A 15036-nucleotide genomic window follows, 5' to 3' on the forward strand; every position below is an offset into this window, starting at 1 on the left:
ACACGCTCTGCAACTCCCCGAAGGCGGCGAGAGATACTCATGGTCGGTTCCAGCTCGAGCGCGGCACACGCTGTTCGACACCTGCTCGAGGACGCACTGGTGTCGTGGTTGCCTGGTCAACGATGGTTCGGCGCAAAGGGTTCGACGGTGGGTGCCGTACGGATCGTCGCTCGGGACGTACTGCACGACGAGCCGCATTTCGCCGCCGAGCACCTGCTCGTCGAGGTGGACCTCGTCCAAGACGGCACGTCGGTGACCCAGACCTATCAGGTGCCCCTCGGTTTCCGCACCGAGGTACCCGAGGAACTACGCCCGTGGCTGTTGCCGGTGCCCGGTGAGATGGCAGTGTTCGACGGGTTACGTGATCCGGAGATCATCGCCCTGTACGGTGACGCGTTCTCCGATGAGAACCCCACGGGCAGTATCGAATTCAAGGTCGTCGACGGTTCGAGCGTGCCGCAGGGCATGCGCGGTCGGGCTCTGGGTGCAGAGCAGTCCAACACGTCGGTGATCCTCGGTGATCTGCTGCTGCTCAAGCTGTTTCGTCAGGTACCGCCCGGAATCAGTCCGGACGTCGAGTTGCACCGTGCGCTGGCCGAGGCCGGCAGCGTCAACGTGGCACCGCTGCGAGGGTGGCTCGAAGCGCAGGTCGGCGGTGAGACGACCACACTGGGGATGATCCAGGACTTCGCCGCGAATTCTGCCGAGGGATGGACCACTGCGCTGGCCAGCGTGCGCGAGGTGTTCGATTCCCCCGCCACACCGATCGAGGATTTGTCCGCCGATTTCGCTCCCCACGCGCATCGACTCGGCGCTGCCGTCGCGCAGGTACACCACGACCTCGCTTCGGTTTTGGGTACCGCCGAACGTTCCGTGGAATCGACGGCCGTCGAAGAGATCCTCGAGCGCATCTCCGGAGTAGCGCGAGTGGTTCCGGAGATCGCTCAGTACATCCCCGCCGCGACGGCCCTGATCTCACGGGCCGAGGCGTCGAGCAGTACCACCGTCCAACGCATTCACGGCGATCTGCATCTGGGGCAGGTATTGGGGACCCCCGAACGGTGGCTGCTCATCGATTTCGAGGGAGAGCCGGCCAAGACGCTGGACGAGCGCAGACAAATGGACAGTGCTTTGCGCGACGTCGCGGGAATGCTGCGGTCGTTCGACTATGCCGCCAACCACCTCCTCGTCGACCTGCCGGAGGACCCGGCTCTACGGGAACGCGCCGAGCAGTGGGCTGCGCGGAGCATCACGGCCTTCTTCGACGGGTACGCGTCGGTGGCCGGCCACGATCCTCGCGACGAAGCCGATCTGCTGCGCGCGTACGAACTGGACAAAGCGGTCTACGAGGTTCTGTACGAAGCGCGCAATCGACCGACCTGGCTGTCTCTGCCGATGCGCGCGGTCGAACGGTTGGTCAGCTGACGGCCGGGAAACGGGCTATAGGGGCGGGCGTGGACCGGCCCGTCTACGACAAGTACCGTATTGCCTGACACGGGAGGCAGGACATGAACGGTATTTTGGCAATTTTCGGCATCGCGGTGGTAGTCATCACCATCGTCGTGGTGGTCGTGCTCGTCGCGGTGTTGTTCGTCGCGTCGATCAAGCCCGACAAGCTGAACATCGACCTCGGTCGCAAGAAGCGTGAACGGGAAGAAAGTTCCTCGAAGGTCTGAGACCTCGGTCACCTCTGGCACCGATTCGCGCAGACGCGGAGTTGTATCGATTCGAAGCGTCGGTCGACGCTTCCGGTTCTACAACTGGAGACCTCGTGAGCACAGCACTGTCAGCGCCTACGGAGCCCGACTGCAGGGCACGCCTGTTCGGTGAGACTGTGCCGGCCCAGTTCGCTCGTTTCGTGATAGTCGGGCTATCGAGCAACGGCGTCTACGCACTGCTGTTCGTCGCTCTCGCGTCGTTCGGATCTTTCCCCGCCAATCTGGCGGGAGCGTCGGCGAGCACCGTTCTTGCCAACGAGTTGCACCGTCGCCACACCTTCCACGCCGCCGACCGCGTCGGCTGGTTCCAGACCCAGTGGGAAGCGGGAGGACTCGCCCTGATCGGGCTGGGTCTGAGTACCGCCGCGCTGGCCGCAGTCCACCTCCTCGTTCCCGCCGCCGCCACGTACGTTCAAGTTCTGGCTGTGATCGCCGTCAGCGGTCTGGTCGGTGCCGCTCGATTCCTCGCCCTTCGCGGATGGGTGTTCCGCTCGCCGAGCCTCCCCGGAATGGAAGCGGCTCACTCGTGATGCTGTGACAGAGCACGACCGGTGTCGAAGATCGGTTGCTACCTGTAACAGAGTTTCGGCGAGGCTTCGTGATCGTCGCCCGTATAGACCTAGGCTCGTGAGCTGACGTCAATGCGAGGAGGCATGTCGAATGGCCAGGGATCTGACACAGCTCGAGCTTCTGCAGGAGCTGGTGCCCACTGCCGAGGACAATGTGAACCGTCACATTTCGATGGCGCGCGAATGGCATCCCCACGACTACGTGCCGTGGGACGAAGGCCGCAACTTCGCCGCGCTCGGCGGCACGGACTACGACCCGGAGCAGTCCAAGCTCTCCGACGTCGCGCAGGCCGCGATGATCACCAACCTGCTCACCGAGGACAATCTGCCGTCCTACCACCGTGAGATCGCCGAGAACTTCTCCCAGGACGGTGCCTGGGGAACGTGGGTCGGCCGCTGGACCGCCGAGGAGAACCGCCACGGCATCGTCATGCGCGACTACCTGGTCGTCACCCGCGGCGTCGATCCCGTCGCCCTCGAAGAAGCCCGCATGATTCACATGACCAACGGTTACGCGTCGCCCGCCGGCGCAGGGGTCGGTCTGTTGCACTCGGTGGCGTACGTGACGTTCCAGGAACTCGCGACCCGTGTCTCGCACCGCAACACCGGCAAGGTCTGTGACGACCCGATCGCCGACCGCATGCTCCAGCGCATCGCCGCCGACGAGAACCTGCACATGATCTTCTACCGCAACATCACCGGCGCAGCGATGGACATCTCGCCGGATCAGACGTTGCAGGCCGTCTCGGACATCGTGACGAACTTCGTCATGCCCGGTGCCGGCATGCCGAACTTCCGTCGCAACGGTGTGTTGATGGCCAAGCACGGCATCTACGACCTGCGTCAGCACCTCGAAGACGTCGTCTGGCCCGTGCTGCGCAAGTGGCAAGTGTTCGAGCGCAACGACTTCACCGCACGCGGTGAGAACAAGCGCGAGGAGCTCGCCGCGTTCCTCGAAGACCTCGAACGCCAGGCCACCAAGTTCGAGGAGATGCGAGATCGCTCGCTGGCCCGCGAACGCGCCAGGGCCGAGGCGCGCGCGTCCTGAGGTGACCCATGTGAGCGGAACTTCGTAGTCTGCTACGAAGTTCCGCTCACATAGGGTGTGGTGTGAACGAATTCTGGGACCGCATTTCCGCGGTGAGTCCTGATCCACCCGTGTGGATCGTCCAAGTGGCTGCCCTGGCGGCGCTCGTCATCGTCGTGTTGCCGCAGACCTGGCGGATTGCACGCAACGTGGTGACCATCGCGCACGAGGGTGCGCATCTGTTCGTCGCGTTGATCACCGGGCGTCAGTTGATGGGTCTTCGGCTGCATTCGGATACTTCCGGCGTCGCGATCTCCAAGGGCAAGCCCACCGGTCTCGGTGTCATCGCCATGACTTTTGCGGGCTACGTCGGGCCGTCGCTTCTCGGACTCGGAGCCGCTCTGGTACTGGGTACACAGCGAGCGTCGGCCGTGCTGTGGATCGGCATCATCTCGATTGCGTTGATGCTGTTGATGATTCGAAATATCTACGGACTGCTGTCTCTCGTCACCGTCGGTGGGCTGCTGTTCGTCGTGTCCTGGTGGGGTACCGGGGAACAACAGGTCGCTGCGGCGTACTTCATCACGTTCTTCCTGCTGATCGCCGGTCCGCGCCCCGTTCTCGAACTGCAGAAATCCCGAAGCGCCGGACGGGCGCGGGACTCCGACGCCGATCAACTGGCTCGGCTCACATTCCTGCCCGGCATCGTCTGGGTCGGACTGTTTCTCGTCGTCACCGTCGGCGCACTCGCACTGGGGGCGTGGAGAATCCTCGTTCCGGTGCAGTGACGACCGGCCTTGGTGTCAGCCCTCCGTCTGTTCACTTTCCGTCAACGAACTCACCAGTCGCGTGATGCGCTCTGCTCGGGTCTGCGGTCGCGCAGCATTGTCGATCGGCACCAACAACCGACGCCGGTCGCTCGCTCTCTTCCGCTCCCATACGGTCGTGCAGCTCGCGTCTTCCATTGCACACGCCAGATCCTCTGGCACCGGAACGAGATCGGGGTCGGCCGGTTCGAATTCGCACGACACCAGATCACCGGCAGCGACGCCCAACCGACGCTGGAGACCTGCACCGACGTAGACGAACGACCCGGACAGCACAGTCGAATCTGCTTTGTTGAGACCGAGATTGAGACTCAGTCCGTCGATCGAACCGTCGATCCGATGAGTCGGCCACCGCCCCGCGGCCTCGACCAATCGAGTCGGAACACGAATGATCGTGTATGTGTTCTTGCCCCACGTCAACGGCTCGAGCACTCCGTCGAACCGAATGCGGTCACTCACGATTGCCTCGCATCGTCGATACGCCGCTGGGGGGAATTTCGCCTGAGACAGCAGCATATCGAGTGATCTCCGCGGAAAGGAGACCCGTATCGAACCCCCTCGCCGATCGAGACCCATTAGGTTCGAGTCGTGAACCTCACCGCGGTATGGACCGCGTACATGGCGACGCTTCGTGAACGTGCGCCCATCACTGCTGCGTCGATTCGGCCGCCGCGAACCGCGGGCGAGCGAGAGTCTGCGGAACGTGCGACAACGCCGTGGACCGAGGAACTACGCGAGTTCTACGAACTGCACGACGGGCAGCACGTTCCGCAGGGTGAGGACTACGTCCCGGTCGGTTCGGTGTTGCCGGACGCGAATCTTCTCTCGCTCGACGAGGTGGTCCGTCAGCACAGGAACAATCTCGCGAACCGGCACCGCATCGATTACTTGGGCGATGATTGGCCGGCCGTCGTCCGCGCTCAGGATGCAGGTGAGACGGCCGAAATGTTTCTCCCCGCCTATGTCCCGTTCGCCGAGGGCATCTTCGGACTGACCTACACCGACACACGCCCGGGTCGACGGCGCGGCTGTGTTCGGATGTTCTCGGCCGAGGCGGCGGACGGGGGCGCACCGTGGTTCGATTCCGTGACCGAACACATCGCAGCGGTCCACCGCAGCGTCGAGGCCGGATCAGCGCTCGGGGAGATGACGCCCGCGTTCGAGGACGGTGTGCTCGAGTGGCGTGACCCCGAGTTTTCCGACGAATCGATGGCACATGCGGCGGTGCTCCCTGTCATCCGAATACCTTTCGCACTCATCGACTTTCGTCCGTCGCAACTGTCGGATGACGACGACCTGATCGATCTCGACCATGTTCGTCGCACCGTCATCGAGACCGCTCGGAGGCTGCATCCGCAGGCCGTGGTCGAGGACGCCCGAGCGGTGTATCGGCAAGTGCCGCGTGTGCGCGGTGCCAACATGAATTGGTGGGTGTCGATGGACGGTGCGGAGGTCATCTTCACCGCGATCGTCACCGGAGAGGACCACGACGTCATCGTCCTGGAGCTTCCATCCGGGGGATGCGTGTTCGAAGCCGACGAGTGAGACGAGCGCTGTACTGCTGCCGACGAACGAAGGGGTACGCATGGCCGTCATGGACGACGCACCGAGGGTGCATGCCGAGACACGTGCCCAGTGGCGGACATGGCTGATCGCACATCACGGAACAACGGAATTCGTGTGGCTGGTGTCGTGGAAGAAGGCCACTGGAAAACCGGCGATCAGTTACGACGACGCCGTCACAGAAGCACTCGCGGTGGGGTGGGTCGACAGCCGACCGCGCAAGCTCGACGACGAGCGCACCATGTTGTATTTCTCGCCCCGGAAACCCGCGAGTGCATGGTCCCGTCCGAACAAGATCCGCATCGAGGCCCTTCGTGAAGCGGGCCTGATGCTTCCGGCGGGGGAGCGCGCCGTCGAGGCTGCAGTCGCCAATGGATCATGGACCGTACTCGACGAGGTCGAGGAGCTGATCGTTCCCGACGACCTTGCGGCTGCTTCGCCGAACACGTTGATGCGGAGGACAACTGGAACCAGTTTCCACCGTCCGCGCGTCGGGGGATTCTGGAGTGGATCGTGACCGCCAAGCGGCCCGAGACCCGAGCCGCTCGTGTGCACGAGACTGCTCGGCTCGCATCGATCGGCGAGCGCGCAGCTCGATGGCAACCCAAGCGCGACGGACGATAGCAGCCGGGGTCGCCGACTGTCACGAGCGAAGCGATCTCTCGAAAGAGTATGTCCAGCAATCGGCGTCGTGCCTCGGTCGGCGAGTAGGGCTAGGGCGTGTCGGTCATACCTGTCGAGGGTCGGCAGGAGACCGCTGTCAGACTGGCGACATGTCGCTCACACTCGTCCCGATCCCTCTTCAACGGTTTCCCGCATGGCTGAAACGGAGCCAAAGCGAGTACAAGACGGACCTGATCGCTACAGGTGAGACGCCGCGCGCCGCTGAAGAGCACTCCAGTAATGCCATCGAGCGTGCTTTCTCAGCGGGTGCTCCCACCCCGAACAACACTGTGTTCGACCTCGTCGACGATAGCGGCCAGATTGTCGGGTACCTCTGGATCGGTCGCGACAACTCGGACGACGCCAGCTCGTGGTGGGTGTGGGATGTCGTAGTCGAGCCGGAGCACCGTGGCCAGGGCTATGGGCGAGCAGCGATGCAGCTCGCCGAAGACCATGCACGGGCGGAGGGCGCGCGGACGCTGGGACTGAGCGTGTTCGGTTTCAACGCGGTCGCGCGCGGGATGTACGAGTCAGCCGGATATGAAACCACGAGTGTGAAGATGCGCAAGCAGCTCTGACCCCCCTCAGTTCTTGGCCTGTCGGGATGGCCGTGAGCTGGTGGAAGGTCGCGCCGATGCCCGAGCTCGTCGTACCGACGTTCGACGACATACATCCGGTGTAGCGGCCGTGCTGGTTGTGGCCGAACCCCGCTAGAACACCACCCACAGCAGCGACGCGAGGGCGAATATCGCCAGTCCCAGTGTCGTTTCCATGACGGTCCAGGTTTTCAGTGTCGTCTTCTCGTCCATGCCGAAGAAGCGGCTGACGAGCCAGAAGCCGGAGTCGTTGACGTGGGAGAGCACGGTGGCTCCGGCGGCCAGTGCGAACACCAACAGCGCGATCTTGAAATTGCTCAGATCGAGCTCGGCGACCTGGACCGAGATCAGCCCGGCGGTGGTGGTCAAGGCGACGGTGGCCGAACCCTGCGCCACGCGTAGCGCGGTGGCGATCAGGAAGGCCTGCAACAGGATCGGCAGTCCGAGATCGGACAACGAGGCGGTCAGAGACTGGCCGATGCCACTGGCCCGAAGTACTCCGCCGAACATGCCGCCGGCACCGGTGATCAGGATGATCGAGCAGATCGGACCGAGGGCCTGGTCCATGTACTTGGCACCGTCGGCGACGGGGAATCGTCCGGGCGCGAGGATGAACAGGGCCAACAGCAAGGTGATGAGCAGCGCGATGGGCGTCTGCCCGATGAGAGTCAGGGCCGCTGCCCAGGTCTCGTCTCCGGTCAGCACACCCGAGGTGGTCAGAGTGTTGACCACGGTGTTGAGCGAGATCAGTACGAGCGGTGTCAACAGAATGAACAGCACCGCACCGAACTTGGGGGCCGGGTCGCGGAGGCCGGCCATCTCTTTGTCGTGTTCTTCGGAGTTGGCTGCGCCGTCGGCGAAGAGGTCGGCAGGCGCGGTGACGAATCGTTTGCCGAGCTGGGTACCGACCAGGTAGGAGCCGACGAACCAGGAGACGACTGCGACGGGGACGCCGACGAGAAGCACCGAACCGATATCTCCGCCGAGGAGTTCCGTGGCGGCGACGGGACCGGGGTGCGGGGGAACGATGGCGTGCATCGCGGCGAACGCGCCTGCGGTCGGCAGTGCGTACAGCAGCACCGACCCGCCGAAGCGCTTGGCAACTGTGAAGATGATCGGTAGGAAGACGACGAGTCCGGCGTCGAAGAAGATGGGGAAGCCGAAGATCAGCGCGGCGACACCGAGGGCGAGCGGTGCGCGCTTGGCTCCGAATCGGTTGATCAGAGTATCGGCCAATACTTGAGCGCCACCGGTGATTTCGAGCAGTCGGCCGACCATCACGCCCAGGGCGACGAGTAGAGCGACCGAACCGAGGGTGGAACTGAAGCCCGAGAGCAATGCCGACGGCACGTCTGCCAGTGGGATCCCCGCTGCGACGGCGGTGACGGCGCTGACCAGAACCAGCGAGACGAAGGCGTGCAGTTTCACCTTCATGATCAGGAACAGCAGAACTGCGACGGCTGCTGCGGCGATCAGGAGTAGGGGAGTCGTCCCGTACGCCGGTTCGATCGGATCCATCTGTGTACCTCGTTCACTCGGCTGGAGATTCGACCATAACGGACAGCTCAGTGCCCGCGCGGGGATACCGAGCACGGCCGTCGGACCTGGAGTTCGTGGTGGAGTACCGTGCGGGTATGAGTGATGGGGATCACGTAGTGGGTGGGGACAGCTCCGACAAGCCTTCGAAGGACGCTCTACGCGAGCAAGCGCAGCGCTATGCCGCAGCGGCCCGGCTGAAGATGAAGGAGCGACGCGCGAAGGCGTCGGGTGGCCTCGGGTCCGTGGTCGCCGACCGCGCAGGAAATTGGGATCTCGACGATCAGAACACCGTGGCGATGGACCGTCAGCAGAAGCTCTGGAACGGGGTGATGGATCGCTACTTCCGGATGGAGATCGACGGTTGGGAGACGATTCCCGAGTCGCCGGTTCTCGTCGTCGGAGTGCATTCGGGTGCGCCGTTCGTGTGGGACGCGTGGACGGTGGGTGCGCAGTGGTGGCGGCATTTCGGCGACAAGCGAATCCTGCACGGCACTGCGCACGACGCGCTGATGGCATTTCCGTTGATCGGCAAGGTCTTTCGATCCATGGGTGTGTTGCCGGCGGCTCCGGACTCGATGTCGACCGCATTGGCCGAGGGCCGAGACGTGATCGTGTGGCCCGGTGGTGAGGTCGATTCGCTGCGGCCGTGGAGCAAGCGTGACGAGGCGACACTGGGTGGTCGTACCGGTTTCGTCAAGCTTGCGATCCGGATGGGTGTGCCCATCGTGCCGGTGGCGACCGTGGGCGGGGCCGACGCCATGCCGGTGCTCATTCGAGGCGACAAGCTCGCAAAAGCGCTCGGACTGGACAGGTTTGCGCGCCTGAAGGTCTTTCCCATCGCCATCTCGCTGCCGTGGATCATCGCGCCTGCCGCGCTGCCGCAGATTCCGTTGCCCGCCAAGATCCGAACCCGGTTCATGCCTCCGGTCGAGCTCGACCACGATCCGTCGCGCTGTGACGACGAGGCGTACGTCGACGCGAAATACGACGAGGTCCGCGCCAGTATTCAGGCCGGCATGGACGAGCTCGCCAGCAAGCGCAAGTTCCCAGTGTTCGGCTAGTTCGCTCGCGCCGGGCATCGCGGACCGTAGCTGACCGCGATCGTTTCTAGCGTCTCCTCTCGTACGGATTCACCGATACGACGAGGGGCGCACGAGATGATCGAAACATCGGGATTGACCAAGACTTTTCGGCAGGGCAAGAAGACCGTGGAGGCGGTGCGCGGCATCGATCTGACGATCGGTGAGGGAGAGCTGGTCGCTCTCCTCGGCCCCAACGGTGCAGGCAAGTCGACCACGCTTCGAATGCTGACCACGCTGCTCGCGCCGACGTCGGGCTCGGCCCGGATCGCGGGGTTCGACGTGGGCCGGGACCGGGATAGTGTCCGCCGCAGTCTCGGCTACGTTGGGCAGGGCAACGGCGCGGGACACAATCAGCGCGTGCGCGACGAACTCGTCGTGCAAGGCCTGTGCTACGGCATGACTCGTCACCGATCACGAACTCGCGCAGACGAATTGATCGACGCACTCGAACTCGGCGAACTGCGCTCGCGCACCGTCTCGACGCTCTCCGGTGGACAGCGTCGCCGACTCGATATCGCCCTGGGGCTGGTGCACCGACCGGCACTGTTGTTCCTCGACGAGCCGACCACCGGAATGGACCCGCAGAGTCGGGCCAACCTGTGGGATCACATCCTCCGGCTGCGACGCGAGATGGGCACGACCATCGTTCTGACCACCCACTACCTCGACGAGGCCGATTCGATGGCCGAGCGGGTCATCGTCGTCGACCACGGAACCGTCATCGCCGATGACACTGCCGCGTCGCTGAAATCGGAACTGGCAGGCGATCTGATCGTTCTCACCGTGTCCGACGCGTCGGCGCTTCTTCCGCTTCTCGACGGAATGGACGGCATCAGAGATGTCACGAGATCGGGTTCGCGGCTGAACCTGCGTGTCGGACGCGCCGAAGTCGTTCTCCCGGAAGTGTTGCGGCGGAGCGAGTTACACGGTGTCCGAGTACTCACCGCGGACATGACCCGACCGACTCTCGACGACGTGTTCCTCGGACTCACCGGCCGTAGTCTTCGAGAAAGTGCCGCAGCACTCGACAACTCGAGCACGGCAGGAGAACTCCGATGAACGTTCTCTCCGGAAGCGCTTTGGTGATGGGTCGGGAATTGCGGCCGATGGTGCGCGATCCGTTCCCGTCATCTTCAGTCTCGTCCAACCGCTGATCCTGCTCGCTCTGTTCGGCCCACTGCTCACCGATGTCCCCGGTCTCGGCAACGGAAGTGTCTGGGACTGGTTCGTGCCGGGTGTTCTCGCGATGATCACCATCTTCGGCACCTCCATGACGGGCTCGAATCTGCTGGCCGAGTTGCAGCAGGGTTCTCACGAGCGAATGTTGGTGACCCCGTTGCCGCGATCGGCGCTGCTCGTCGGGCGCGCGTTCAAGGAAATGGTGCCGCTCGCTGCGCAGGCTGTGTTGATCGTTCTGGTCGCATTGCCGCTGGGGTTGTCCGTGAATCCGATCGGTGCCGCGGTGGGAATCGTGCTGCTCGGGGTGTTCGGCGTCGGGCTCGGCGCGCTGTCCTACGCGTTGGCTTTGGCTGTGCGCGGACAGGATTGGGTGTTCTGGTCCATCCAGCAGACATTGATGTTCCCGCTGCTCATCCTCTCCGGCACGATGCTGCCGCTGACGGCCGCCCCGGGGTGGATGCAGTTCCTGGTGAACATCAACCCCCTCGGATATCTCGTCGACGCCGAACGTGCACTGTTCGCCGGAGACTTCGCGAGTTCGACGGTGATGGCAGGTGTCGTCGCAGCCGTAGCCACCGCGGCGGTCGGGTTGGTCGTCGGGATCCGGGCTATGGGCTCCTCGCGCGAGTGAGGCTAAGCTCGCGTCATGGAGCGGCCTGCGGTAATTCTCGAGAACGACGAGACGGTGTACGACTTCTATCTGCGTCATCAGCAGAATCGCCAGGTTGCGAGGCTGGCGTATGCCGCCCTCGCCCGGCGCTTCCGCCCGCGGGTGTCGTATTCCGACGGTGCCCGGGAGGAGCTGCGGCGTCTGGTGTACGACAACACGCGTCTGCTCATCGCGGTCAATCACCTCACCGAGAGTGATCCGTACACCCTCGCAGCGGCGGCCTGGGCGTCGCCGCTGCGTCCGGTGATCGGGCGCACCAGAGTGCTCGCGAAGGACGAATTGTTCCAGGACCCCAAGCAGCGCAAGCGAATCGACATGATGGGCGGCATTCCCGTCTTTCGCGGCAAGAATCACGGGATGCGGGCAGTCAGCGCGGCAGGCAACCGCATGATGGACATCAGTGCCGAAAGAATGAAGCGCGGCGACGACCTCGCGGTGTTCCCGGAAGGCACCTGCAACCTCGAGGACCCGACGACGGTGCAACACGTCGGCAGCGGAATCGGCCACATCGCGATGCGGGCCCGCAAACTCGGCGTCGAACCGACGTTGATCTGCATCGGACTGAGTTACGGCCCCGGCTCGGCAAAAGTGAAGCAGGCGAGCGTCTACTTCGATACGCCCATCACCGATCTGCCCCAGAAACCGATCGACATCACCCGTGTGGTGGCAGAGGGAATGCAGAAAGCACTCGACGGAGCGGTGGCTGCGTACTGACTGCGCCGCCGGGGTTGGTAGAAACAGATGACAGATAATTCGATTCGGCGTTGTGTCAGGAGATATTCGTGAGCGATCAGATCAAGACGGCCATCGTCACCGGTAGTGCCCGGGGCATCGGTGCAGCAGTGGCCAAGCGACTGGCCAAGGACGGTTTCGGCGTCGCGGTGGTCGACCTCGACGAGGCCGCGTGCAGCGACACCGTCGGCGCGATCGAGGCCGCAGGTGGCCAGGCCGTGGCCATCGGCGCAAACGTGGCCGACGAGGAGTCGGTGCAGACTGCAGTCGACCGCATCGCGAGCGAGTTCGGTGCACCGACCGTACTGATCAACAACGCAGGCATCACCCGCGACAACCTGCTGTTCAAGATGACGGTGCAGGACTGGGATTCCGTGCTCGGTGTGCACCTGCGCGGCTCGTTCCTGATGACGCGTGCAGTGCAGAAGCACATGATCGACGCCAAGTGGGGTCGCATCGTCAACCTGTCGAGCACCTCGGCCCTCGGCAACCGCGGTCAGGCTAACTACTCCGCGGCCAAGGCCGGCATGCAGGGATTCACCAAGACTCTCGCCATCGAGCTCGGCAAGTTCGGCGTCACCGCCAACGCCATCGCCCCCGGATTCATCGAAACCGAGATGACGGCAGCCACCGCCGAGCGAGTCGGAATGACGTTCGACGACTTCAAAGCTGCTGCGGCGTCGCAGATTCCGGTCAACCGCGTCGGACATCCCGACGATATCGCCCACCTGGCGTCGTTCTTCGTCAGTGAGGGTGCCGGATTCATCTCGGGTCAGGTCGTCTACGCAGCCGGTGGCCCGAAGGACTGACGTTTCCCGAACGCGTGAATGGACCATTAACGAGCCCGGACGGGTGTGAATGGTCCATTCACGCAGAGCGCGAAGGCGACTACGGCGTCGGCATTCCTCCGTTGACGTTGAGGGTGTCTCCGGTGACGTATCCCGATTCCGCTGAGGACAGGTACACGTACGCGCCGGCGATCTCGGCCGGCTGACCTGCCCGGCCCAGTGGGGTTTCCTTGCCGAATTCCGGCAGTGCCGACGTCGGCTGCCCGCCCGCGGCCTGCAGCGGAGTCCAGAACGGCCCGGGCGCAACGACATTGACCCGAATTCCCTTCGGTGCCAACTGCTGCGCGAGTGCCTTGCTGATGGTGTTGATGGCCATCTTCGTCGTCGCGTAATCCACCAGACCGGGCGAGGGTGTGTACGCCTGGATGGAGCTGGTGTTCACGATCGTCGAGCCGGCAGGCATGTGCGGCACCGCTTCCTGAATGATCCAGAACAGTGCGTACACATTGGTTTTGAAGGTCTGGTCGAACTGCTCCGACGTGAGATCCGCCAGATCCTCGACGAACTGTTGCTTGCCTGCCACGTTGATCAACAGGTCCAGGCCGCCGAGCTCGTCGACGGCGGTGTGCACGAGGGCGCGCGCAGCTTTCTCGTCGGTGAGATCTGCCGGTGCCAGGACGGCAGTGCGACCGGCGTCGCGAACCAGCTGGGCGACGTCCTGAGCGTCCTTCTCCTCCGACGGCAGGTAGTTGAGAACCACGTCGGCACCCTCGCGGGCAATGGCGATGGCGGCCGCACGCCCGATGCCGGAGTCGGCACCGGTGATCAGGGCCTTACGGCCGGTCAGCCGTCCGGACCCGCGGTACGTCTGCTCGCCGTGGTCGGCCAGGGGTTGTAGATCGGCAGCGAGACCGGGCGGATCCTGGTGCTGCTCAGGGAATCCGTCCTGGCGGTACTGCGTGACGGGATTGGTGAAGGTGTACTGATCACTCACGATGGGGTCGTCTCCGAACCTGGTATTCATTGCGTGGGGAACCTGCTGCTCGATTCCGTCTCCACGCCGAATGCCCAGAGTCGCCCGCAAACAAACTGAGTCGGGTCTCTCCCTGGCTCACGCCATCCCCCAAGTTCACACCATCCCCGCCAACGGATGAATGCGGCATTCAGCTACTTGGAGTAGCTGAATGCCGCATTGATCCAGAAGAGGGGCGTGCCGGAAAAGCAAGGCTGTGGGCTAGGAGTACATGTAGAAACCCTTGCCGCTCTTGCGACCCAACATTCCCGCGTCCACCATGCGCTGCAGCAGCGGCGGCGGAGCGTAATGCGGCTCGCGGAATTCGGCGTACAGCGATTCTGCGACCGCGAGGGTGACGTCGAGGCCGACGGTGTCGGTCAGACGCAACGGTCCCATGGGGTGGGCGCAACCGTTGACCATGCCGTCGTCGATGTCCTCGGCGCTGGCGAAGCCGGATTCGAGCATCCGGATGGCCGAGACCATGTAGGGGATGAGCAGCGCGTTGACGATGAATCCCGCACGGTCGCCCGCACGAATCGTCTTCTTGCCCAGGGTGTTCGCCGCGTAATCGGTGACGGCGTCGACGGTCTCTTCGCTGGTGAGGAGGCTGACGACGATTTCGACCAACGGCAGTACCGGCACCGGGTTGAAGAAGTGCACTCCGACGACCTGGTCGGGTCGCTTCGTCGCGTTGGCCATCTTGATGACGGGGATCGACGAGGTGTTCGTCGCCAGGATTCCTTCGGGCTTGACGATGGAATCGAGCTTGCCGAACAGATCCAGCTTCAGCGATTCGATCTCCGGTGCCGCCTCGATCACGAGGTCGCGGTCCGCGAAATCGTTGATATCGAGCGTCAACGAGATTGCGGCGCGGGCTTTCTCGGCCGCGTCGGCGTCGATGCGGCCGGACTTGACGGCCCGTGCGAACGACTTGTCCAGGCGTGCTTCGGCGGCGTCGGCGGTGCCCTGGCTGGTTTCCAGGATCAGCACCGAGCTACCGGAGCGGGCGCACATTTCGGCGATACCGGCACCCATGGTGCCGCCGCCGATGACACCTACGAGTTCGAT

Annotated in this window: 16 protein-coding genes and 1 pseudogene; 13 read left to right on the forward strand and 4 right to left on the reverse strand. The window is 63.9% G+C overall.

What is annotated here, in order from left to right; all coding sequences use genetic code 11:
* Positions 1-39: 39 nt before the first annotated feature.
* The 5 genes from CH266_RS23190 (at position 40) to CH266_RS23205 (ending at position 4102) form a co-directional block, all read left to right on the forward strand.
* Positions 40-1425 carry a maltokinase N-terminal cap-like domain-containing protein gene (locus tag CH266_RS23190; protein WP_094716241.1) on the forward strand — a complete coding sequence of 462 codons (1386 nt, stop codon included), beginning with the start codon at positions 40-42 and terminating at the stop codon, positions 1423-1425.
* 83 nt (positions 1426-1508) lie between these two features.
* The gene (locus tag CH266_RS25580; RefSeq protein ID WP_167326956.1) at positions 1509-1676 is read left to right on the forward strand and encodes a hypothetical protein; all 168 of its coding nucleotides are present in this window, start codon (positions 1509-1511) and stop codon (positions 1674-1676) included.
* Between the two features lie 182 nt (positions 1677-1858).
* Complete coding sequence (locus CH266_RS23195) at positions 1859-2248, forward strand: GtrA family protein (protein ID WP_230591734.1); 390 nt, start codon at positions 1859-1861, stop codon at positions 2246-2248.
* Between the two features lie 130 nt (positions 2249-2378).
* Positions 2379-3335, forward strand: a complete 957-nt coding sequence (locus CH266_RS23200) for an acyl-ACP desaturase (RefSeq protein ID WP_032382366.1) — start codon at positions 2379-2381, stop codon at positions 3333-3335.
* A 62-nt stretch (positions 3336-3397) separates the two neighbouring features.
* A complete protein-coding gene (locus CH266_RS23205) occupies positions 3398-4102 on the forward strand; it encodes a M50 family metallopeptidase (protein ID WP_032369542.1) in 705 nt (234 codons plus the stop codon).
* 15 nt (positions 4103-4117) lie between these two features.
* Here the strand turns inward: CH266_RS23205 and CH266_RS23210 are convergent, their stop codons facing one another.
* Entirely contained in the window at positions 4118-4600 is a 483-nt protein-coding gene (locus CH266_RS23210; RefSeq protein WP_032382367.1) for a YdeI/OmpD-associated family protein, read from the reverse strand.
* 129 nt (positions 4601-4729) lie between these two features.
* Between CH266_RS23210 and CH266_RS23215 the strand changes: the two genes are divergently transcribed.
* From CH266_RS23215 to CH266_RS23225, 3 genes are all read left to right on the forward strand, one after another.
* The gene (locus tag CH266_RS23215; protein ID WP_094716243.1) at positions 4730-5686 is read left to right on the forward strand and encodes a hypothetical protein; all 957 of its coding nucleotides are present in this window, start codon (positions 4730-4732) and stop codon (positions 5684-5686) included.
* A gap of 396 nt (positions 5687-6082) precedes the next feature.
* Positions 6083-6328, forward strand: coding sequence for a YdeI/OmpD-associated family protein (locus CH266_RS26075; protein WP_217901022.1), 246 nt, complete (start codon positions 6083-6085; stop codon positions 6326-6328).
* Positions 6329-6477: 149 nt separating this feature from the next.
* Entirely contained in the window at positions 6478-6945 is a 468-nt protein-coding gene (locus tag CH266_RS23225) for a GNAT family N-acetyltransferase (RefSeq protein ID WP_032383338.1), read from the forward strand.
* Positions 6946-7077: 132 nt separating this feature from the next.
* Here the strand turns inward: CH266_RS23225 and CH266_RS23230 are convergent, their stop codons facing one another.
* Positions 7078-8481 carry a GntP family permease gene (locus CH266_RS23230; protein ID WP_094716244.1) on the reverse strand — a complete coding sequence of 468 codons (1404 nt, stop codon included), beginning with the start codon at positions 8479-8481 and terminating at the stop codon, positions 7078-7080.
* 116 nt (positions 8482-8597) lie between these two features.
* Between CH266_RS23230 and CH266_RS23235 the strand changes: the two genes are divergently transcribed.
* The 5 genes and pseudogenes from CH266_RS23235 (at position 8598) to CH266_RS23255 (ending at position 12974) form a co-directional block, all read left to right on the forward strand.
* Positions 8598-9563, forward strand: a complete 966-nt coding sequence (locus tag CH266_RS23235; RefSeq protein ID WP_094716365.1) for a lysophospholipid acyltransferase family protein — start codon at positions 8598-8600, stop codon at positions 9561-9563.
* A 96-nt stretch (positions 9564-9659) separates the two neighbouring features.
* Complete coding sequence (locus tag CH266_RS23240) at positions 9660-10643, forward strand: ATP-binding cassette domain-containing protein (RefSeq protein ID WP_094716245.1); 984 nt, start codon at positions 9660-9662, stop codon at positions 10641-10643.
* Positions 10640-11394 (forward strand): annotated as a pseudogene (locus CH266_RS23245) (ABC transporter permease). Before CH266_RS23240 ends, CH266_RS23245 begins: the two are co-directional and overlap by 4 nt.
* Positions 11395-11409: 15 nt before the next feature.
* Positions 11410-12147 (forward strand): lysophospholipid acyltransferase family protein, encoded by a 738-nt coding sequence (locus CH266_RS23250; protein ID WP_032390279.1) that lies wholly within the window; start codon positions 11410-11412, stop codon positions 12145-12147.
* A 68-nt stretch (positions 12148-12215) separates the two neighbouring features.
* The gene (locus CH266_RS23255; RefSeq protein WP_094716246.1) at positions 12216-12974 is read left to right on the forward strand and encodes an SDR family oxidoreductase; all 759 of its coding nucleotides are present in this window, start codon (positions 12216-12218) and stop codon (positions 12972-12974) included.
* A gap of 79 nt (positions 12975-13053) precedes the next feature.
* On the opposite strand, the gene CH266_RS23260 is transcribed toward CH266_RS23255, so the two are convergent.
* Both CH266_RS23260 and CH266_RS23265 read right to left on the reverse strand, forming a co-directional pair.
* Complete coding sequence (locus CH266_RS23260) at positions 13054-13977, reverse strand: glucose 1-dehydrogenase (RefSeq protein ID WP_080736605.1); 924 nt, start codon at positions 13975-13977, stop codon at positions 13054-13056.
* Between the two features lie 210 nt (positions 13978-14187).
* Positions 14188-15036 (reverse strand): 3-hydroxybutyryl-CoA dehydrogenase, encoded by an 849-nt coding sequence (locus CH266_RS23265; RefSeq protein WP_303396117.1) that lies wholly within the window; start codon positions 15034-15036, stop codon positions 14188-14190.

The organism is Rhodococcus sp. 06-1474-1B (assembly GCF_002258885.1).
Classification (GTDB): domain Bacteria; phylum Actinomycetota; class Actinomycetes; order Mycobacteriales; family Mycobacteriaceae; genus Rhodococcoides; species Rhodococcoides fascians.

What these genes read in the sequence shown, in the direction of transcription:
- CH266_RS23190 (WP_094716241.1), top strand. Translation starts at nt 40, where the DNA reads ATGGTCGGTTCCAGCTCGAGCGCGGCACACGCTGTTCGACACCTGCTC.
- CH266_RS25580 (WP_167326956.1), top strand. Translation starts at nt 1,509, where the DNA reads ATGAACGGTATTTTGGCAATTTTCGGCATCGCGGTGGTAGTCATCACC.
- CH266_RS23200 (WP_032382366.1), top strand. Translation starts at nt 2,379, where the DNA reads ATGGCCAGGGATCTGACACAGCTCGAGCTTCTGCAGGAGCTGGTGCCC.
- CH266_RS26075 (WP_217901022.1), top strand. Translation starts at nt 6,083, where the DNA reads ATGGACCGTACTCGACGAGGTCGAGGAGCTGATCGTTCCCGACGACCT.
- CH266_RS23225 (WP_032383338.1), top strand. Translation starts at nt 6,478, where the DNA reads ATGTCGCTCACACTCGTCCCGATCCCTCTTCAACGGTTTCCCGCATGG.
- CH266_RS23230 (WP_094716244.1), bottom strand. Translation starts at nt 8,481, where the DNA reads ATGGATCCGATCGAACCGGCGTACGGGACGACTCCCCTACTCCTGATC.
- CH266_RS23235 (WP_094716365.1), top strand. Translation starts at nt 8,598, where the DNA reads ATGAGTGATGGGGATCACGTAGTGGGTGGGGACAGCTCCGACAAGCCT.
- CH266_RS23240 (WP_094716245.1), top strand. Translation starts at nt 9,660, where the DNA reads ATGATCGAAACATCGGGATTGACCAAGACTTTTCGGCAGGGCAAGAAG.
- CH266_RS23250 (WP_032390279.1), top strand. Translation starts at nt 11,410, where the DNA reads ATGGAGCGGCCTGCGGTAATTCTCGAGAACGACGAGACGGTGTACGAC.
- CH266_RS23260 (WP_080736605.1), bottom strand. Translation starts at nt 13,977, where the DNA reads ATGAATACCAGGTTCGGAGACGACCCCATCGTGAGTGATCAGTACACC.